The sequence below is a fragment of the Ligilactobacillus sp. UO.C109 genome, assembly GCF_026847815.1.
In the GTDB taxonomy this organism is placed as follows: domain Bacteria; phylum Bacillota; class Bacilli; order Lactobacillales; family Lactobacillaceae; genus Ligilactobacillus; species Ligilactobacillus salivarius.
Genome location: NZ_JAPSFH010000028.1, coordinates 37,677 through 58,063, shown reverse-complemented (window position 1 = coordinate 58,063; position 20,387 = coordinate 37,677). Strand labels below are relative to the sequence as shown.

The window sequence follows — 20,387 nt, the reverse complement described above, 5'->3', positions numbered from 1 at the left end:
CTTTCTTTTTATCATATAAATAATATTAATAGTTGTATCTTTATTTGACAATAATTTTAACCCAAAACTATAATGCACCATGTAAACAGGTAAATTAGATATTTACATGGGAGGAATTTATATGGTAACGCCACAAGAAATTTTAAGAAATCCATTTTTAAATAAAGGTACAGGCTTCTCTAAAGAAGAAAGAGAAGAATTAGGCTTAGTAGGATTATTGCCAAGTCACGTTCAAACAATCGAAGAACAAGCTGAACGTATCTATGAACAGTATAGCTCAAAGACATCAAGATTGGAAAAAAGAATTTACTTAATGTCCTTATTTAATACTAATAGAACATTATTCTTTTATCTAATGGGACAACATTTAAGAGAATTTATGCCAATTGTTTATGATCCAGTAGTTGCTGAATCAATCGAAGGATACAATCATTTATTTATGCGTCCTCAAGAAGCAGCATTTATTTCAATCGATAAACCTGAATCAATTGAAACAACTTTGAAAAATGCAGCTGATGGTCGTGACATTCGCTTAATTGTAGTTACTGATGCTGAAGGAATTTTAGGTATTGGTGACTGGGGTGTTGATGGTGTTGATATTGCTATTGGTAAATTAATGGTTTACACAGCTGCAGCAGGTATTAACCCAGCACAAGTTTTACCAGTTTCTATTGATGCAGGTACTAATAACAAAGAATTATTGAATGATCCATTGTACTTAGGTAACAAACATGAACGTGTTTATGGTGAAAAGTACTATGAATTAATTGATAAATTTGTAGCTGCAGTTCAAAAATTATTCCCAGAATCAATGCTACATTTTGAAGACTTTGGTCGTTCTAATGCTGATGTTATTTTAAACAAGTATAAAGATAAGATTTTAACATTCAACGATGATATTCAAGGTACAGGTATTGTTTGTTTAGCAGGTGTCTTAGGTGCTTTAAACATTTCAAAACAAAAATTCACAGATCAAAAATTCTTAACTTTTGGTGCTGGAACAGCTGGAATTGGTATTGCTCGTTTAATGTTTGATGAAATGAAACGTCAAGGTTTGAGTGAAGAAGAAGCTAAGAAACACTTCTATCTTGTTGATAAACAAGGATTGTTATTTGACGATACAGAAGGATTAACTGAAGGTCAAAAAGCATTTGTTCGTTCACGCGATGAATTTGAAAATGCTGATGAATTAACAAACTTAGAAGCTGTTGTAAAAGCAGTTCATCCTACAGTTATGATTGGTACTTCAACTCAACCAGGTGCGTTTACTAAAAGTGTAATCAAAGAAATGGCTGCACATACAGAACGTCCAATCATTTTCCCAATTTCTAACCCAACTAAGTTGATTGAAGCACATGCAGATGACTTGATTAAGTGGACTGAAGGTCGTGCTTTAGTTGCAACAGGTATTCCATCAGATGATGTTGAATATAATGGGGTAACTTATAAGATTGGTCAAGCTAACAACGCTTTGATTTATCCAGGTGTATGTTTTGGTGCAATGGCAGCAAGTTCTAAAGTATTGAATGAAGAAATGATTTCCCAAGCAAGTCATGCTTTAGGCGGAATTGTTGATCCTGATGAACCAGGTGCACCAGTTTTACCACCAATTGATAAGTTACAAGAATTTACAACAACAGTTGCTGAAACTGTAGCTCAATCAGTCATTGATCAGGGATTATCTAAAGAAAATGTGACAGATGCTAAAAAAGCTGTAGCTAATATGAAATGGGAACCACGCTATTAATATTTATTTTAAGAAAGACAAAGAGATAGAGAGAATGAGAATAGATTAGGAGGAGATAGAGTGGCAGCATTTTTAACTTCAGTATCTAGTGTAGTTGTTATCGTTTTGATGATGGCATTAGGATATATTTTACGAAAGAATGGATGGTTTGACGATTCATTTTCAAGTAATATTTCCAAATTAATCACACAAATTGCTTTACCAGCTTCAATTTTTATTTCAGTTCAAGATCATTTGACAAGAGATGGTTTAGGCAATTTATTCCAAGGATTACTATTTCCAGCTTTAGGAGTAGTAATAGGTTATATCATTGCTTGGTTAACAGTTAAGATTTTTAAAATTCGTCCAGGTCGACGAGGCATCTTTATGAACACAGTAGTAAATGCCAATACAATTTTTATTGGTATGCCATTAAACAATGCTTTGTTTGGTTCAAAAGGACTATCTTACTTTTTGATTTACTATATTATTAATACAGTTTCAACCTGGGCATTTGGTGTTTATTTAATTTACAATGATAATCCAGTTGCTAAAAACAAAAATGCAGCTAAAAAGATTAATTGGCGTAAATTATTACCAATGCCATTGGTAGGTTTCATTGTTGCAATTTTATGGTTATTGACTGGTATCAAAGTTCCAGCATTTGCAGCTCAAACATTGACATATGTTGGTGGTTTGGTAACACCACTATCATTAATTTATATTGGTATTGTACTTTGTGATGCGGGATTGAAGAATTTTAAAGTTGAAAGAGATACAATTTTAGGTTTAATAGGAAGATTTATTCTTTCCCCACTTGTATTAATTTTACTTATAAAATTTGTTGCTCCAGCAGCAGGAATTCACATGGTAAGTTTAATGAGAGAAACATTTATCGTGCAAGCTGCAACACCAGCATTGGCAGTCTTACCAATCTTAGCAAATGAAGCACATGGTGATGTAAAATATGCCACTGATATTGTCGTCATGAGTACAGTATTATTTATTGTAGTAGTACCAATCTTAATGACAATTATCCAATATATTTAGTTTTTAAAGCATAAGAGAGAAACTAATCATATTATGACAATTAGACTTTCATAATATGATTAGTTTTATTTTTATAATTTTTATTTTTAATAATGTGATATAATCTAAGCTAATGAATTATCTAAGAAGGGATTTTACATTTTGGAGAGTAAGGATAAGATTTTTAGACAGGTACTAATTGCTTTATTTAGTGCAATTATTATCATTCAAAATTTCATACCATTTTTAGGTTATATTCCAATGGGGCCACTAAATTTAACAATTATCCACATAACAGTAATTGTTACGGCCTTAGTTTTTGGTACTAAATATGGATCGATCATAGGTGGAATATGGGGTGTCATTACTTTTATTAGAGCTTTTGTTTGGCCAACTAGTCCCTTAGCAGCAATTGTTTTTGTTAATCCTTTAATTTCAATATTACCTAGAATTTTAATTGGGACAGTCGCTGGCTGGTTATTCAAGTTCTTAACACTTAGGACTGGGAAAAAATATTTAAGTATGACAGTTGCAGCTGTTGCAGGATCATTAGTTAATACTATCCTGGTCCTAGGTCAAATCTATCTATTTTACCGTGGACATTCGATGGCTTTATATCATATCGACATTCAAGCATTATTACCTTATTTATTAGGGGTAATCGCAACAAATGGAATTCCTGAAGCTATCTTAGCAGGAATATTAGCCCCAATGATTGCAAAGCCTTTAAGAAAGATGATGATTGATCGTATCAAATAATAAATAAACTAGTAATAGAAGGGAAGTTACAGAGTTTGGCGCGAAAAAGAACACAAAACAAGAAAACAGTCAAAAAAAGACGAAAAAAAGCAAAATTTAAGTTCTTATACGTAAATGGCAAACTTCGATTATCGGACTTATTATTAGTAGTTATTTTGTTAAGTTTATTATTTGTACAATTTATAAAATGGTCTGGTGTAAATAACAATACACAAATGACCAAAATTGAAGATGTAAAAAAGGAAGAATTTGTAGAGAAAATTGCTCCAATTGCGCAAGATGAACAGCGAAAATATCATATTTTTGCTAGTATTACTATTGCTCAAGCAGCATTAGAATCAAATTGGGGTCAAAGTGAATTAGCCACACAATATTACAATTTATTTGGGGTAAAGAGTGATACTGGAGGCTTAATGACAACTAAAGAGTATGTAAATGGACAATGGATTGTTGTAAGGGCACGATTTGCTATCTATCAAAGTTGGAGAGAATCTATTGAGCAACATACAGCACTTTTTGTAGATGGAACAAGTTGGGATAGTAGCCATTATCAAGCTGTGTTGTCAGCAGATAATTATGTGGAAGCTGCTCAAGCTTTACAACAAAGAGGATATGCGACAGATCCTAATTATGCTCAAAAGTTGATTTCATTGATAAAAACATATAATTTAGATGAATATGATAATAATTGAGAGTTGAAATCCGAATTATAATGGTTGTTAAAGTTGTTATTGTATGTTATCTTTAAATATATACTTATATATCGTCATAATATGGGTGACAGTTTCTACCCAGGACCTTAAATCTTGGACTATAAGTAATTAAGCATAGTATATTTTAGTATGGGCTTTTTTACTTATGGTAAAAGAGCTTTTATTATTTTATGGAGGAATTAAGAGTTATGAAGCTATTAGAAGAGAGAATCAAGAAAGATGGAGTTATTTTACCAGGAAATGTGTTGAAGGTAAATCGATTTTTAAATCATCAGATTGATCCTGAATTGATGTACAAAATGGGGGAAGAATTTGCAAGATTATTCAAAGATGAGGAAATAACAAAGATCATTACAGTTGAATCATCAGGAATTGCACCTGCTGTAATGACTGGATTAGTTATGAAGTTACCAGTTGTTTTTGCTCGTAAACATAAGAGTTTAACATTGGTAGATAATCTATATACTTCAGATGTTTATTCTTATACAAAGAAAGTTACTAATACAATTTCTGTTGATAAGAAATTTTTAACATCAGATGATAAAGTGTTGATTATTGATGATTTCTTAGCTAATGGCCAAGCCGTTCAAGGAATATTCAATATTTGCGATGCTGCTGGTGCTGAAATTAAAGGTGTAGGAATTGTCATTGAGAAATCTTTCCAAGAAGGTGCAAAGATTATTCATGATAGAGGAGTTAGATTAGAATCTCTAGCTGTTATTAGTTCATTTGATGATAACCAAGTACATTTTGAAGGGGAAGAATAATCATGCAAGAAAAAAATGTAAATCATGGTAGAGCTGCGATTTTAGGTTTACAACATTTATTGGCGATGTATTCAGGAGCAGTTGCCGTACCATTATTAATTGGTACAGCATTAAGATTTAATAGCGAGCAAATGACATATTTGGTCTCAATTGATATTTTTATGTGTGGTTTAGCTACTTTTATTCAATTAGCTCGTAATAAGTATTTTGGAATTGGACTACCAGTTGTTTTAGGATGTGCGATTCAAGCGGTAGAACCTTTGAAGATGATAGGTAAACAATTTACAATTGGAACGATGTATGGTGCAATTATTGTCGCCGGAATTTTTGTGTTTTTGATTTCAGGTTATTTTTCTAAGATTAAGAAATTATTCCCACCAGTTGTAACTGGAACATTGATTACAGTTATCGGTTTAACATTAATTCCAATTGCTCTACAAAATATCGGTGGTGGCGATGCAACTGCTGCTGATTTTGGTAATTGGAAGAATTTAGTTACTGGTTTTGTAACGATTTTGATTATCTTGATTATTCAGATTTGGGGTAAAGGTTTTTTGAGTTCCATAGCTGTATTAATTGGTTTAATTTTAGGAACATTACTAGCAGCTACAATGGGAATGGTATCCTTACAACCAATTGTCGAAGCTGCATGGTTCCACGTGCCACAACCATTTTATTTTGGAGCTCCACACTTTGAATGGTCATCTTCTGTAACAATGATAATCATTTCCTTAGTATCAATGGTTGAATCTACAGGTGTATTCTTCGCTTTAGGTAATTTATTAAACAAAGATATTACTGAAGATGATTTGAAGCATGGTTATCGTGCAGAAGGTTTAGCAGTAGTTTTAGGTGGTATTTTTAATACTTTCCCATACACAACTTTCTCACAAAATGTAGGTTTATTACAATTAACAGGAATTAAGACTAAGCGTCCAATTTATTGGTCAGCAGTTTTATTGATGGTTTTAGGATTACTTCCAAAAATTGGAGCATTAGCAACTATTATCCCAACTCCAGTTTTAGGTGGGGCTATGTTGGTAATGTTTGCAATGATTAGTGTCCAAGGAATTAGAATGTTGATTGACGTTGATTTCAAAGATGAACGTAATATTTTGATTGTAGCAGTGTCAATTGGGTTGGGATTAGGAGTATCTATTTATCCTACAATTTTCCAAAACTTGCCTCGCACAATTCAATTGTTCTTAGGTAATGGTATCGTTGTTGCAAGTATTTGTTCAGTTGGCTTAAATGTTTGTTTCAAAGGTAAAGAAGGATTAGATCAGGAACAAATTACTCAAAAAGATGAACGTCCAATGACGGTTGAAACTAAATAAAAAGAAAAAATTCACGAGATGTAAAAACATATCGTGAATTTTTTTATGGTTTATCATCAATGTTGATTTTACGAATAACTCTGGCTGGATTTCCAACAGCCACTGAATTAGCTGGAATATCTCCTGTAACAACGCTGCCAGCACCGATAATAGAGTTTTTACCAACTGTTACTCCAGCACCAATTACAGCATGTCCTCCAATCCATACGCCATCTTCAATGTTAATGGGAGCAGCTGAAAGATAATGTTGTTTCCTCAATTTGAGATCATTAGGATAAATAGTAGTATAGATGCCAACCTTTGGAGCAATATTGACATTATTTCCAATCTTAACTGGTGCATAATCTACAATAGTTGCATCATGATTTAGAAAAGAGTTATTTCCAAATGAAATATTAGTACCTAGTTCACAATAAAAATTAGATTCAATGTAAGGATTATCTCCTAAATTTTTAAATAAGGATGACAGTAATGAGTAATCATACTTATTTTCGAAATTTATCTTATTATTATATTTACGACAGATATTTTGAGCTTGAGCTTTTAATGCCGTAATTTTATCGGTTTGACTATTAAACAATCTTACAATTCCTTTTCTTCAATATAGTGTATAATTTTATTGTATCAAGAATGTAAAAGAATGGAAGATTTTTAATGAAGAAATTAATTTTAGCAGAAAAGCCAAGTGTCGCTCGTGACATTGGAAGAATTTTAAATGCTAATGAAAAGAAGAAAAACTATCTTGAAGGTAAAAATTATGTTATAACTTGGGCTTTAGGACATTTACTAGGTTTAAAAATGCCAGAAGATTTAAACAAAAAGTGGGAGAAGTGGCAATTAGAGACATTACCAATGCTACCTAAATTCATTGGAACAAAGCCATTGCCAAAGACCAGAAGCCAATTAAAGACAATAGAAAGTTTAGTCAAAAGAAAAGACATAAATGAAATTGTAATAGCTACTGATGCTGGTCGTGAAGGAGAATTGGTAGCGCGTTGGATATTACAGTATGTACATGCAAATAAAAAAGTTACGCGTCTTTGGATTTCTTCACAGACAGATAAAGCTGTTAAGCAGGGATTTAAAGAATTAAAACCAGCAGAAAAATATGATAACTTATATGAATCAGCATTAGCTCGTGCCACAGCAGACTGGTTAGTCGGTTTAAATGTTACACGTGCATTAACTGTTAAATATCAAGACAATTTATCAGCTGGACGTGTTCAAACTCCTACATTAGCTTTAGTGAGAAGACAAGAAGAAAAAATTGAAAAATTCATGCCTCAAAAGTATTATCGGATAGCATTACGCCTTGGTAATCAAACTGCATACATGAAACAAAAAAATATTTATGCGATTAAAGAACGTGATGAAGCTGAAAAGAAAAAGCGTCATCTGGATAATTTTAAGGGTCAAATAAGGAATATTAATTCAAAGGTAAAAAGAGAAGCAGCACCTTTACTGTACGATTTGACGGAATTACAAAGAGAAGCAAATAAGAGATACGGTTATTCAGCTAAGAAGACATTGAGCTTGGTTCAAAGTTTATACGAAATTCATAAAGTGGTATCTTATCCAAGAACTGATAGTAGATACTTGTCTAATGATATTAAGTCTACTTTAATGGAAAGGTTACAAGCGATTAGAAAATATGATAGTAGGGCTGAAGAATCTATAAAAAACAAAGCTAAGGTTATCTTGAAAAAAGTTTTCAATGATAGTAAAGTTACAGATCACCATGCTCTAATTCCGACTGAACAAGTACCAAACTACAGTAAATTTTCTGCTGATGAACAGAAAATATATAACTTAATTGTTTCACGTTTCTTAGGGATTTTTGCACAACCTTATACAGTTGAAGAATTAAGAGTAGTTGTAACTTTTGATAAAGATGAATTTATTTTCGTAGGAAAGAAAGTTCTAGATTATGGTTGGAAGAATAAAGATGCATCTGAAGAAGTTGCTTTAAATCTGAAAAAAGATACTGTAGTAAGTCCAAACTTTACAGTTGAAGAAAAATTAACAACACCACCATCACCGTTAACCGAAGCTGGATTATTAGCGCAAATGGAAAAATTTGGTTTGGGTACTCCAGCAACCAGAGCTGAAATTATTGAGAAATTAGTAAAATCGGAGCTGATGGAAAGAACTGGTCATGCACTAAGAGTAACACCTAAAGGAAAACAATTGTTGAATCTTGTAAATAAAGAACTTGTTAGTCCTAAATTGACTGCTAAATGGGAAAAACAATTGGAAGATATTGCTCATGGAAAAATGAAATCACAAAAATTTATTGGAGATATAAAAAATGATACTAAACGTTTAGTAAGTGAAGTAAAGAATAGTAAAGAAGATTATAAAGACTTTTCATTGACTAAGAAACGTTGTCCAGAATGTAATAGTTTCCTAAAAGTTCGAAAAACAAGAGATGGAGAAATGTATGTATGTTCTAATCCAGAATGCAATTATCGTCGTCGAAAAGATGCTAAAGTTTCCAACCATCGCTGTCCACAATGTCACCACAAGATGTTAATTGTTGAAGGAAAAAACGGTAAATATTTCAGATGTAAGTATGACGGTACTACTGAAAAGATGACAGTTGGTAAGAAAAGTAAAAAGATGACTAAGCATGAGGAAAGAAGATTGCTAAAGAAAATTAACCAAGATGATGAGCCACAAGAGAGTCCTTTAGCATTAGCTTTAAAAGCAGCAATGGGTAAAAACGAATAAAATTGAAAATTTTTGAAAAATAAAAGTATCTATTTCCAACAACAAACGCTAATATGTTAAACTAATAAGCGAAAGTATTTAGAATTGGAAGGTAAGTACGATGGATTGGCAATTATTTTTGAATCCCTACGAACAAACCGTAAATGAATTAAAATTAAAATTAAGAGAAATGAGAAAGCAGTATCGTCAAACTGATAATCATGCACCAATAGAATTTGTAACTGGACGAATTAAATCAGTAGATAGTATTAAAGAAAAAATGGTAAGACGACAGTTAACAGAAGATAGATTAGATGAGATGGAAGACATCGCTGGTGTAAGAATAATGTGTCAGTTCGTTGAAGATATTTATCAAGTTGTATCAGATTTACGTAAACGAAAAGATATGACAATTATTGAAGAACGAGATTACATTACAAATAACAAGTCTAGTGGATATCGTTCTTATCACATCGTAATTAATTATCCTCTACAACAAATTGATGGTGAAAAGATTATCAAGGCTGAAATTCAAATCAGAACTTTGGCGATGAACTTTTGGGCAACAATTGAGCATTCACTTAATTACAAGTATCAAGGAAAATTTCCTGATGAGATAGCAGCTAGACTGCGTAGAGCAGCTGAGGCGGCTTTTCAATTAGATACAGAAATGTCTAGTATTAATGGTGATATTAAAGAAGCTCAACAGATTTTTTCACAAAAAAAAGGTTATACAGATAGTTCGCTGGATGATATAGACAACTAAATTGAGGTGTAAAGTTAAACATGAGAGTCGGAATCTTTTCAAATAATGTTCGTCGTTCTTTAGAAGTAAAAGCTGCCTTGACTAGACGCTTTTTGGAAAGGCATTTTATAATTGATGATGAAAATCCAGAAGTGGTAGTTACGATTGGTGGCGATGGTACACTTTTGTCAGCCTTTCATAAATACATTGATATGTTAGATAAGATAAGATTTGTAGGTGTACATACTGGACATTTGGGATTTTATACAGATTGGCGTGACGATGAAATAGATGACTTAGTTATCAGTCTACAGTCTGATAATGGACAGTCAGTTAGTTATCCTCTCCTAGATGTGTTTGTTACTTATAAGGATTCAAATAAACGAGATGTATTTACTGCTTTAAATGAAGCTACTATTCGTCGTATTAGTAGTACTATGGTAACTGATATTTTTATTGGTGGCGAATTTTTTGAACGTTTTCGTGGCGATGGTTTGTGTGTATCAACTCCAACTGGTTCTACTGCTTATAATAAATCTTTAGGTGGTGCGGTAGTGCATCCAACTTTAGATGTATTACAATTAACTGAAGTAAGTTCGATTAATAATCGTGTCTTTAGAACATTAAGTTCACCAATGATTATTGCCCCTAAAGATTGGATAACAATTGAACCTGAAGGAGCTGCAGATTTTATTTTAACTGTAGATTCCGATAGTTATCATAAATTGAAAATAAAAGAAATCAAATTTAAGATTTCGAAGAAGAAAATTCATTTCGCCAAATATCGCCACACACATTTCTGGCATCGTGTTCAAACTGCGTTCATTGGTGATGAAGATGCAGATTAATTGGATTTATTCAGAAGATGTTAGTTGTAAGTTGAAAACTTTCTTAAAAAAACAAGGAATATCTAGAAGATTATTAGCTAAGGTCAGATATTCTGATGGAAAGATTTTGATAAATGGTAAATCTGGGCGTAAGATAGATAAAATAAAAAAGAACGATAAAATAACTTTAGTTGTCCCAGATGAAGAATTTAGGCGGAGCGTTCCACCATCATTTGTACCAATTAAAATTTTGTATGAAGATGATAATTATCTTTTAGTAGACAAACCGGCTTTTGTAGCGTCAATTCCTTCACCTTTGCATCCTAATGATTCTTTAGTTAATCGAGTTGTAGGTTATTATCAAATTCGAGGATATCGTGGAATTATCCCACATATTGTGACTAGACTAGATAGGGATACGTCAGGGATTGTTATTTTCGCCAAACATCGCTATGCTCATGCTTTACTAGATAGTCAATTAAAAGAGCATAAGATTAGCAAGACATATACAGCAATATTAAGTGGAATTTTGCATAATAATCATTATATAATTGATTTACCTATTGGTAGAGATAGTACAAGTTTAATTAAACGAAAAGTACTATTCTCTGAAAAAGCTAAGCGAAGTAAAACTGAGATTTTCGTAAAAGAGAGAATAAGAGATAATACACTTTGTAAAATAAAGTTGCATACAGGTAGAACCCATCAAATAAGAGTACATTGCTCCTATTTAGGATATCCTTTGGTTAGTGATACTTTATATGGTGGGGCTATTTCTATGCCACTGCAACGTCAAGCTTTGCATTGTAGCGAGGTTGTATTTTGGGATCAATTTAGTTCTCAGTATATAAAAGTAAAGAGCAATATTTCCCAAGATATGATGAATTATTTAAAGTGAAAGGAGGATGATTAGCAATGGTAGAGAAACAAATTGAGAGCGAAGAAGAAGTCAATGCTATTTTAAATTTATTAAATCAACAGAAGGCGCATGATTTTAGAGAGCAATACTTAGACTTACACGTCTATGAGCAAGCACAGATTTTTGCTGAAATGGACTATATTCAACGTTCTAGATTGTATCGCTATCTTACTCCTGAAGAAGTTGGGGAAATTTTTAATGTTAGTGAAGAAGAACCAGTGGTATTAGCAAATTACTTTGAAGAAATGACCCCGCGTTATGCAGCCCAAGTTATTAATTCAATGTATACAGATAATGCGGTTGATATTTTGGCGTATGCTAAGAAGAAAAACTTAGTAAAATATATGAAGTTACTGCCAGAAGAATCGGCAACTGAGATTAGAGAAATGTTACATTATGAAGATAAAACTGCTGGAGCGATCATGTCTACAGAATATGTTGACATTGTGGGTAACCAAACTGTTAGATCGGCGATGCACGTTATCAAGAGTGAAGCTTTAGAAGCAGAAACTATTTATTATGTTTACGTAATTGACGATGAAGAAAAGTTAATCGGAGTTTTAACTCTACGTGATTTATTAACTAATGATGATGATACAATGATTAGCGACATTATGAATACTCCAGTAATGTCAGTTGAAGTTTCTGAAGACCAAGAAGAAGTTGCTCAAACAATCAGAGATTATAATTTCCTAGCAATTCCAGTAACCGACTACGATGATAAGTTAATAGGAATCATTAACGTCGATGATATTATTGACGTTATCGATGAAGAATCGTCTGAAGATTACTCAGGTTTGGCTGGTGTTGATACAGAGCAAGTTACGATAAATCCTTTTGAAAATGCTAAAAAACGTCTACCAAGTTTAACAGTAATGTTGTTGTTGGGATTATTGACAGTTTTATTAGTTTCACATTTCGAATACCTATTAAATCAAGCTACAATTTTAGCAGTATTTATTTCAACTATTACCGGTGCTTCTGGTAATGCGGGTACCCAGAGTTTAGCTGTGGCGATTAAACGTATTGCTAATAATGATGATGATGAGTCTAGGTTAAAAATTATGGTAAATGAAATTTTGACTGGTATCTTGATTGGTGGAGTTACTGGTATTATTATTTGGATTTTGGTTGGGGCATGGAAGGCAAACTTTGTTTTGGGATTTGTAGTTGGAATAGCTATGTTCTTTGCAATTATTATAGCTAATTTAGTGGGTTGTTTAATTCCAATGATAATGGAAAAATTTAATGTTGATCCTTCTGTTGCTTCAGGTGCTCTTATTTCAACTTTAAGTGACGTGACTTCACTATTAATATATTTCCTTTTTGCACAAATGTTTTTACAATTTTTTATTGGACAGTAACAAATGTGGTAGTTTCTGAACAGTTTATGCTGATTAGAAACTACCACATTTTATTATCTAAACATATTTACTACGTAATTTAATACTCGAAAAAATAGATAGATTGAACTACTGACAATAAAATAGTATAAGAGAAGCAAAATCAAAGGTAAGTACCAAAGATTAAGAGAAAGTAAAACTGATACGAAGGCTAACTTTCCTTTTAAATATAGGTGAATCACATAAACGAGGGTAATAATAAAGCCTAGAAAAATACTACTCTTAAATTGCTTCTTATTAATCATAGAAAAAACTCCTAACAAATTAGCTACCTCTATTATAGTATGAATATCAAGGAATTTAAACCAAATATAGATTAAATTAAAAAAGTTAGATAAAAATATCAAAAACTTATTGACACCGCTTACAGATAGAAGTATTATTATGGAGTAAGGTATTTAATAAATTTACCTTCTAATCAATTCTCTTTCTCTCTTATGCCAAGGAGTTGGGATAAAGTCATTCGGCTATATCTCAGCTCCTTTTGCTATGGTTGAAAAATATTATTTGAGTTAAAATAGATATTGCATAATAGTTGGGAAAGGAAAAGTAAAATGGCAAGAAAAAGTAATGAAACATTGACTTTGATTGAAGAAATAACACGTAATGATGGCAGTAAATATTATGAAATTTCAAATATGGTTCAAAATGGACGTGCAGAATTAGCCGCAATTCGTGGAATGATAAAAGAAGTTAGAATTATTCAATTAAATATTCCACATTCTACTAACGTAATTAAATATGAAAATTATGTTAATGAGAATTTTGAAATGCCACCTGAAAACTTTACTGAATTTGAAGAATGGAAGAAAACCCCTGAAATGGAAGAAATAGTTGAAAAAATTTTAAAAGAAAATCATATTGGATAACCTGAAAGGAAGAGATTATGGAATTTAAAAAGGTATGTCCAGAAGAAATAGATGCGATAGTTAGAATTGAACAAAGCGGTTTTACCCCGGAAGAAGCGGGAAGTAAAGCTACTTTTATTGAAAGAATTAAGAATTTTTCCGAGACGTTTTTGGTAGCAGTTGAAGATGATAAAATTAGAGGATTTATTTGTGCAATTAGGACTGACGCTCGTTATGTAGAAGATTGGATGTATGAAGCACAAGCTAAGCCAGATGATAGTGGTAAGTATTTAAATGTTTTATCTGTTGCTGTCGCACCTGAGTATCGTGGAAATCATATTGGCAGTGACTTATTGATAAATTTGGAGAAAATTGCTAAAAAGTTAGGAATAGATGGTATTTCTTTGACTTGCTTAGAAAGTAAAGTGGGATTTTATGAGAAAAATGGTTATTCAAACAAAGGAAAATCATCTTCTGAACATGCTGGGGAAATTTGGTATAACATGGAAAAGGAATTATAATTGAATACGAAGAAAACTAGTAAATAAGCAAGTGATAATAAGTTTTTTTCACAAGATAAAGCTTAATTTAAAAGCATTTGTTAGAATATTTTGTGAAAAATCAAAGCAAAATACTTGCTTATTTTTTATAATAGCATTATTATGTAAGCGTACTCGAAATTAGAAAGAGGTGCTTTTTATGGCATATAAAACAATTAATCCATATACAAATGAAGTAGAAAAAGAATTTCCTAATGCAACTGATGAAGAGTTGGAAGCTGTTTTAGCCAAAGCACACCAATTATATTTAGATTGGCGAAATGATTCTGAAAGCTTAGAAGATAGAAAAGCTATTTTACATAGGGTAGCTGATATTTTACGTGAAAGAAGAACAGAATATGCAACAATTATGTCTCATGATATGGGAAAATTAATTGGTGAAGCAGAAGGAGAAGTAGATCTTTGTGCAGATATTTGTGATTACTATGCAGACAAGGCGAACGAATTCTTAAAGCCCCGTACTTTAGAAACAGATGCTGGAAAGGCATATTATATTAAGCAATCAACTGGAGTTTTGGTAGCTGTTGAACCATGGAATTTCCCATTTTACCAAATTGCACGGGTATTTGCACCAAACTTTATTATCGGTAATCCTATGATTTTAAAGGATGCCTCTAATTGTCCTGCTTCAGCTCAAGCCTTTGCAGATGCTGTTCTAGAAGCAGGAGCTCCAGAGGGAAGTTTGAATAATATGTTTATTAGCTATGATCAGGTAGCAAAAGCAATTGCAGATAAGCGTGTTAGCGGTGTTTGCCTAACTGGTTCTGAACGTGGTGGAATGAGTGTTGCTGCCGAAGCTGGTAAAAACTTAAAGAAAACCACGATGGAATTAGGTGGTAATGATGCATTTATCATTTTAGATGATGCTGATTGGGAGCTAGTTAGAGAAGTAGCACCACAAGCTCGTTTATACAATGCTGGTCAAGTATGTACTTCATCTAAGAGATTTATTGTAATGGCTGATAAGTATGACGAATTTTTAGAAGTACTGAAAGATGCATTTTCAGCTGTTCGCATGGGAGATCCTACTGATAGAACTACAACATTGGCTCCATTAAATTCTAAGAGTGCTAAAGAAAAACTAGAGAAACAGGTTGAACTAGCAGTTGAAAATGGTGCAAAAATTTACTATGGAAATGAAAAAGTTGATTTACCAGGTCAATTCTTTATGCCAACTATCTTAACTGATATTACTCCTGATAATCCTATTTTTAATCAAGAAATGTTTGGACCAGTTGCATCTGTTTATAAAGTAAACTCTGAAGAAGAAGCAATTGCATTAGCAAATAACTCAAGCTATGGTTTAGGAAATACAGTTTTCGGTGAACCAGAACACGCTGCTCGAGTAGCTGCTAAGATTGAAACAGGAATGTCTTGGATTAATTCAGGCTGGGCATCACTTCCAGAATTACCATTTGGTGGAGTTAAGAATTCAGGATATGGTAGAGAATTAAGTGAATTAGGATTCAATGCTTTTGTAAATGAACACTTAGTATTTGAACCAAAGAGATAATCAATAATTATTAATATCGACGAGTTTGTAAGGCTTGTCGATATTTTTTATTAAATAAATATGGCCTTAGGTTTAATTTTAGATTAAGTAAATCTAATTTATTTTTAAAAAATATGAGAAAATGGTTGATTTTAAATAGATATATTAGATATAATTAGATTAACGATAAAATTGGAGGTGCTGCTAATGAGTTATGTTGATGACGTTTATTCAAGAGTAGTAGAACAAAATCCTAGTCAGCCTGAGTTCCATCAAGCTGTTAAAGAAGTATTAGAATCATTAAGACCAGTAATCGAAAGTGATGAAGAAAAGTATCGTAAAGAAGCTTTATTGGAAAGATTGACAACTCCTGACCGTCAAATTCTATTCAGAGTAAGTTGGGTAGATGATAATGGGCAAGTTCAAGTTAATAATGGTTATCGTGTTCAATTTAATAATGCAATTGGGCCTTATAAAGGTGGGCTTCGTTTACATCCATCAGTTTACCTAGGTATTATTAAGTTCTTAGGATTTGAACAAGTATTTAAGAACGCATTAACTTCACTACCAATTGGCGGTGCTAAAGGTGGTTCGGACTTTGATCCTAAAGGTAAGTCTGACAGAGAAGTTATGGCATTCTGTCAAAGTTTCATGACTGAACTTTATAAATATGTTGGAGCTGATGTTGACGTACCAGCTGGTGATATCGGAACAGGTGCTCGCGAAGTTGGTTACTTATTTGGTCAATATAAGCGTCTAAAGTCTACATATGAAGGTGTTCTAACTGGAAAGGGCTTAACTTTTGGTGGTTCTTTAGCTCGTACTGAAGCAACTGGTTACGGATTACTATATCTAGTTGAAGAATTATTAAAAGATCATGGTAAAGACTTAAAAGATAAAGTTGTAACAGTTTCTGGTGCTGGTAACGTAGCTACCTATGCAATTGAGAAAGCACAACAATTAGGAGCTAAAGTTGTAACATGTTCTGACTCTAATGGTTGGGTATATGATCCAGAAGGAATTGATGTTGAACTGTTAAAAGATGTCAAAGAAGTTAAACGTCAACGACTAACAGAATATGCAGCACGAAGAGAAAGTGCTCAATATCATGAAGGCCGTGGGGTATGGTCAGTTAAAGCTGATGTTGCTTTACCATGTGCAACTCAAAATGAGTTAGATTTAGATGACGCTAAGAATTTGGTTGCTAATGGTGTACTTGCTGTTTGTGAAGGTGCAAATATGCCAACCACATTAGACGCAACAAAGTATCTTCAAGAAAACGGGGTACTTTTTGTTCCAGGTAAAGCAAGCAATGCAGGTGGGGTTGCAGTGTCAGCCTTGGAAATGAGTCAAAATTCAGAACGTCTAAGTTGGTCATTTGAAGAAGTAGATGGTAAGCTAAAAGATATCATGGTTAATATTTATCATAATATTGATGAAGCTGCTAAGAAATATGGCTTAGATGGAGACTATGTAGCAGGTGCAAACATTGCTGGATTCTTAAAGGTAGCAGAAGCAATGGAAGCACAAGGTGTAGTTTAGAGAATAACTAATTAATTAATTTAAGAGGCTATTAGGTTTTTCCTAATGGCTTTTTTTAGTATAATTATATCTGAAAGGAAGCGGTAACAATGTTAGGTGGATTTAGTGTTCTATTTGAAGCTCCCTTAGAGAAAGTTAAAATTGTTACAGATGATAGTGGGGGCTTACGACTTAGACCTCAAGAAAATGAAGAAACAAAACAAATAGTTATAATAAAGAAAAATGGAAAAGTTAGAGTTAAGAGATATAGCTATAGATTAGAAATTAATGGTGATCGAAAATTTTTTGATCGGACATTTAAATTTGATGAAGAAATCACTCAAAAGATTTTAGCAAGTATAAGGGATTGTTTCAATAACAGAGAGGGTAACATTATAGGTTTAGATGCTAGACCTTGGACTTTGGATGTAACTGATGAAAATGGTAGAAAGAACCAATTAGTAGGTATAGTCAATGGAGACGAATCAGTTAGCAAGATTTCAAGTTATATTCGAGAAACGTTAGATTTGGATTATTTATGGTTATTTGATGGTAAAGATACTAAGGATGAAATAAAAAAAGTTATTTTAGAAACTAGACATAATTTAAACAATACGATCAAGATAGAAAAGCTAATTATAACTGCTAAAGAAGATAAAATTGAATACAGTCAAAAAGATGACAAAGAAATGAAAATCGTTAAGACGTATGTAATTCCTAATAAGGTGAAGAAACTTTTAGAAAATTATTCTTTTACTAATTCATTCAATAGAATCTTAGGCAATCCTAAAGATGTTATTGAGCCAGAAGAAAAGCGGGATTACCAATTAATAATTGAAAATAGTCAAAATGATCGAAAGACTTATGTGGGAACTTATGATAGATATTCTCTGCCAACAGATTGGGGAGATTTTATTAAAGATATAACAAATATAATTTCACAAGAAGATGAAACAGAGATTTTTAAATCAAGTGTTTATAATAGGAGACTACGTAGAAAAGGCGAATATATTATTTGTGGTGTATTCTTTGAAGGTGGATATAAAGAATATAATTATTTGACCGATGATGAAAGTATTCAAGTTGGTGATGAAGTTGAAATCCCAGTTGGTGTTGATAATCATGTAGTAAAGGCGAAAATATCAAGTGTGGGTTACTATTACAAGGAAGAAGCACCTTATCCGGTTGAAAAGACAAAGAAAATTTTAAGAAAAGTTTGATTGGAAGTATCAAAATAGCGCAGGGGGAATTTGAGAAAAATGAATTTAGCGGCACTTTATCACAGACCAGATAGTGAAATGGCGTATTTAGTAAAAAAAGATGACTTTCAAATTAGATTAAGGACAGGGACAAATGAAGTTGAAGCTGTAATTTTATATTATGGAGATCCATATGACGTTACCATAAATGATAAAAAGAAGCAGATTTGGGAATATCAAGTTCAAAAAATGGCACTACAGGCTTCAACAAGCCTTTATGATTATTGGCAATTAAATGTGAGTGTGCCACTAAAAAGACTACAATATTTCTTTAAAATCAAATTTAAAGATGGCGAAGAATTTTTATATGATGACAGACATATTTGGAGTTATTCCAAGACTCATTTAGAGAATAGTTCTGGTTTTAGGATGCCTTATTTCCATGAAATAGATCGCATAAAAACGCCAGATTGGGTGAAAAAAACGGTTTGGTATCAGATTTTTCCTGAACGTTTTGCTAATGGAGATCATTCAATTGATCCTAAAGGAACATTGCCATGGGGAAGTGAAAAGCCTAGTAGAACAAATTTCTTTGGTGGTGATCTTCAAGGGGTAATCGATCATTTAGATTATCTGGAAGACTTAGGAATTAATGGAATCTATTTTTGTCCGATTTTTGCTGCACATTCTAACCATAAATATGATACGATAGACTATTTTAATATTGATCCTGCTTTTGGCAGTAAGGAAAAATTTAAAGAGTTAGTAGATAAAGCGCACGAACGTGGTATTAAGATAATGTTAGATGCGGTATTCAATCATATGGGGGACTTTTCCATGCAATGGCAAGATGTTATAAAGAATGGAGAAAAATCTCGTTTTGCCGAATGGTTCCACATTAATAAATTTCCAGTATCTTATGATGAAATTAGCCTGGAACAAGCAGAAAATTTAACCTATGAAGTTTTTGCTAAGACACCACATATGCCTAAATTAAATACAGCTAATCCTGAAGTACAAGATTATTTGTTAGAAATTGCTAGATATTGGATTGAACAATTTGACATTGATGCTTGGAGGTTAGATGTTGCTAATGAAATAGATCATCACTTTTGGAAGAAGTTCTATCGAGAAACTCATAAGTTGAAATCAGATTTTTATGTTGTAGGAGAGGTCTGGCATTCAGCTCAATCTTGGTTAGACAAAGCTGAATTTGATGGTGTGATGAATTATCCATTTACTGATGCAATTATTGATGGAATTATTTTGAATAAGATTAATATTACAGATATGATGGATGCACTTATAAATAATTTAATGAAATATCGGGATCAAAATAATCAAGTTATGCTAAATTTATTAGATACACATGATACAGCCAGAATTTTGACGCTAGCAAAGGGTGATAAGGATAAAGTAAGACAAGCTTTAGTCTTTATGTTTATGTTGACAGGAAGTCCATGTATTTATTATGGCACTGAAATTGGTATGACTGGAGGACCAGACCCAGATTGTAGGAGATGCATGATTTGGGATAAAAGTCAGCAAGATTTAAGAATGTTCAATTTTATGAAAGATTTAATTGCTATAAGAAAAAAATATTCAAAAGTATTAAATTATAGTAATATAACATGGAGTTTAGTAGACAAGGGTAATTATAGTGTTGAGTTAATACGAGAATTACCTGGGTGTAAAGTGCAATCAATTTTTAATTTTGGAAAGAATAATATAGATGTAAAAGTGGATGAAAATAAAATTTTAGCAAGTAATATCGAAAAAAATGAAATCGCTCCAGGTGGCTTTATAATAGCTGTTACTGACTAAGTAAACTTT

General features: G+C 32.4%; 18 protein-coding genes and 1 riboswitch. Of the genes, 17 read left to right on the top strand and 1 reads right to left on the bottom strand.

What is annotated here, in order from left to right; translation table 11 throughout:
• Positions 1–121: 121 nt before the first annotated feature.
• From OZJ21_RS08460 to OZJ21_RS08435, 6 genes are all read left to right on the top strand, one after another.
• The gene (locus OZJ21_RS08460) at positions 122–1,747 is read left to right on the top strand and encodes a malolactic enzyme (protein WP_268857666.1); all 1,626 of its coding nucleotides are present in this window, start codon (positions 122–124) and stop codon (positions 1,745–1,747) included.
• 60 nt (positions 1,748–1,807) lie between these two features.
• Positions 1,808–2,776 (top strand): AEC family transporter, encoded by a 969-nt coding sequence (locus OZJ21_RS08455; protein ID WP_268857665.1) that lies wholly within the window; start codon positions 1,808–1,810, stop codon positions 2,774–2,776.
• Between the two features lie 141 nt (positions 2,777–2,917).
• Positions 2,918–3,514 carry an ECF transporter S component gene (locus OZJ21_RS08450; protein WP_003705198.1) on the top strand — a complete coding sequence of 199 codons (597 nt, stop codon included), beginning with the start codon at positions 2,918–2,920 and terminating at the stop codon, positions 3,512–3,514.
• 35 nt (positions 3,515–3,549) lie between these two features.
• Complete coding sequence (locus OZJ21_RS08445) at positions 3,550–4,206, top strand: glycoside hydrolase family 73 protein (RefSeq protein WP_034982853.1); 657 nt, start codon at positions 3,550–3,552, stop codon at positions 4,204–4,206.
• Positions 4,207–4,250: 44 nt separating this feature from the next.
• A riboswitch (purine riboswitch) is annotated at positions 4,251–4,348 on the top strand.
• Between the two features lie 67 nt (positions 4,349–4,415).
• On the top strand, positions 4,416–4,994 hold the full coding sequence (locus OZJ21_RS08440; protein ID WP_087310473.1) for a xanthine phosphoribosyltransferase: 579 nt from the start codon (positions 4,416–4,418) through the stop codon (positions 4,992–4,994).
• Between the two features lie 2 nt (positions 4,995–4,996).
• Positions 4,997–6,331, top strand: a complete 1,335-nt coding sequence (locus tag OZJ21_RS08435) for a nucleobase:cation symporter-2 family protein (RefSeq protein ID WP_081534905.1) — start codon at positions 4,997–4,999, stop codon at positions 6,329–6,331.
• Between the two features lie 43 nt (positions 6,332–6,374).
• Here OZJ21_RS08435 and OZJ21_RS08430 read toward each other — a convergent pair whose 3' ends face one another.
• Entirely contained in the window at positions 6,375–6,911 is a 537-nt protein-coding gene (locus OZJ21_RS08430; RefSeq protein ID WP_268857664.1) for a sugar O-acetyltransferase, read from the bottom strand.
• Positions 6,912–6,985: 74 nt separating this feature from the next.
• Between OZJ21_RS08430 and OZJ21_RS08425 the strand changes: the two genes are divergently transcribed.
• The 11 genes from OZJ21_RS08425 (at position 6,986) to OZJ21_RS08375 (ending at position 20,378) form a co-directional block, all read left to right on the top strand.
• Positions 6,986–9,061, top strand: a complete 2,076-nt coding sequence (locus OZJ21_RS08425) for a DNA topoisomerase III (protein WP_268857663.1) — start codon at positions 6,986–6,988, stop codon at positions 9,059–9,061.
• Positions 9,062–9,161: 100 nt separating this feature from the next.
• Positions 9,162–9,806 (top strand): GTP pyrophosphokinase, encoded by a 645-nt coding sequence (locus OZJ21_RS08420; RefSeq protein WP_003703093.1) that lies wholly within the window; start codon positions 9,162–9,164, stop codon positions 9,804–9,806.
• A gap of 20 nt (positions 9,807–9,826) precedes the next feature.
• Positions 9,827–10,633 (top strand): NAD kinase, encoded by an 807-nt coding sequence (locus OZJ21_RS08415; RefSeq protein WP_011476267.1) that lies wholly within the window; start codon positions 9,827–9,829, stop codon positions 10,631–10,633.
• A complete protein-coding gene (locus OZJ21_RS08410; RefSeq protein ID WP_069469083.1) occupies positions 10,623–11,510 on the top strand; it encodes an RluA family pseudouridine synthase in 888 nt (295 codons plus the stop codon). Before OZJ21_RS08415 ends, OZJ21_RS08410 begins: the two co-directional genes overlap by 11 nt.
• Positions 11,511–11,527: 17 nt before the next feature.
• Entirely contained in the window at positions 11,528–12,895 is a 1,368-nt protein-coding gene (gene mgtE / locus OZJ21_RS08405; RefSeq protein ID WP_268857662.1) for a magnesium transporter, read from the top strand.
• 593 nt (positions 12,896–13,488) lie between these two features.
• A complete protein-coding gene (locus tag OZJ21_RS08400; protein ID WP_003703026.1) occupies positions 13,489–13,803 on the top strand; it encodes a hypothetical protein in 315 nt (104 codons plus the stop codon).
• Positions 13,804–13,820: 17 nt separating this feature from the next.
• Positions 13,821–14,303, top strand: coding sequence for a GNAT family N-acetyltransferase (locus OZJ21_RS08395; protein ID WP_069469084.1), 483 nt, complete (start codon positions 13,821–13,823; stop codon positions 14,301–14,303).
• 178 nt (positions 14,304–14,481) lie between these two features.
• The gene (locus tag OZJ21_RS08390; RefSeq protein ID WP_081534895.1) at positions 14,482–15,855 is read left to right on the top strand and encodes an NAD-dependent succinate-semialdehyde dehydrogenase; all 1,374 of its coding nucleotides are present in this window, start codon (positions 14,482–14,484) and stop codon (positions 15,853–15,855) included.
• A 186-nt stretch (positions 15,856–16,041) separates the two neighbouring features.
• Entirely contained in the window at positions 16,042–17,376 is a 1,335-nt protein-coding gene (gene gdhA / locus OZJ21_RS08385) for an NADP-specific glutamate dehydrogenase (protein WP_004564287.1), read from the top strand.
• Positions 17,377–17,465: 89 nt separating this feature from the next.
• Complete coding sequence (locus OZJ21_RS08380) at positions 17,466–18,575, top strand: hypothetical protein (RefSeq protein ID WP_268857661.1); 1,110 nt, start codon at positions 17,466–17,468, stop codon at positions 18,573–18,575.
• 39 nt (positions 18,576–18,614) lie between these two features.
• Positions 18,615–20,378 carry a glycoside hydrolase family 13 protein gene (locus OZJ21_RS08375; protein WP_268857660.1) on the top strand — a complete coding sequence of 588 codons (1,764 nt, stop codon included), beginning with the start codon at positions 18,615–18,617 and terminating at the stop codon, positions 20,376–20,378.
• The last annotated feature ends 9 nt before the right edge of the window (positions 20,379–20,387 follow it).

Coding starts and splice junctions, on each gene's coding strand:
- OZJ21_RS08415 (WP_011476267.1), top strand. CDS start 9,827: ATGAGAGTCGGAATCTTTTCAAATAATGTTCGTCGTTCTTTAGAAGTA.
- OZJ21_RS08375 (WP_268857660.1), top strand. CDS start 18,615: ATGAATTTAGCGGCACTTTATCACAGACCAGATAGTGAAATGGCGTAT.
- OZJ21_RS08440 (WP_087310473.1), top strand. CDS start 4,416: ATGAAGCTATTAGAAGAGAGAATCAAGAAAGATGGAGTTATTTTACCA.
- OZJ21_RS08460 (WP_268857666.1), top strand. CDS start 122: ATGGTAACGCCACAAGAAATTTTAAGAAATCCATTTTTAAATAAAGGT.
- OZJ21_RS08435 (WP_081534905.1), top strand. CDS start 4,997: ATGCAAGAAAAAAATGTAAATCATGGTAGAGCTGCGATTTTAGGTTTA.
- OZJ21_RS08400 (WP_003703026.1), top strand. CDS start 13,489: ATGGCAAGAAAAAGTAATGAAACATTGACTTTGATTGAAGAAATAACA.
- OZJ21_RS08380 (WP_268857661.1), top strand. CDS start 17,466: ATGTTAGGTGGATTTAGTGTTCTATTTGAAGCTCCCTTAGAGAAAGTT.
- OZJ21_RS08390 (WP_081534895.1), top strand. CDS start 14,482: ATGGCATATAAAACAATTAATCCATATACAAATGAAGTAGAAAAAGAA.
- OZJ21_RS08395 (WP_069469084.1), top strand. CDS start 13,821: ATGGAATTTAAAAAGGTATGTCCAGAAGAAATAGATGCGATAGTTAGA.
- mgtE (WP_268857662.1), top strand. CDS start 11,528: ATGGTAGAGAAACAAATTGAGAGCGAAGAAGAAGTCAATGCTATTTTA.
- OZJ21_RS08410 (WP_069469083.1), top strand. CDS start 10,623: ATGCAGATTAATTGGATTTATTCAGAAGATGTTAGTTGTAAGTTGAAA.
- OZJ21_RS08420 (WP_003703093.1), top strand. CDS start 9,162: ATGGATTGGCAATTATTTTTGAATCCCTACGAACAAACCGTAAATGAA.
- OZJ21_RS08425 (WP_268857663.1), top strand. CDS start 6,986: ATGAAGAAATTAATTTTAGCAGAAAAGCCAAGTGTCGCTCGTGACATT.
- gdhA (WP_004564287.1), top strand. CDS start 16,042: ATGAGTTATGTTGATGACGTTTATTCAAGAGTAGTAGAACAAAATCCT.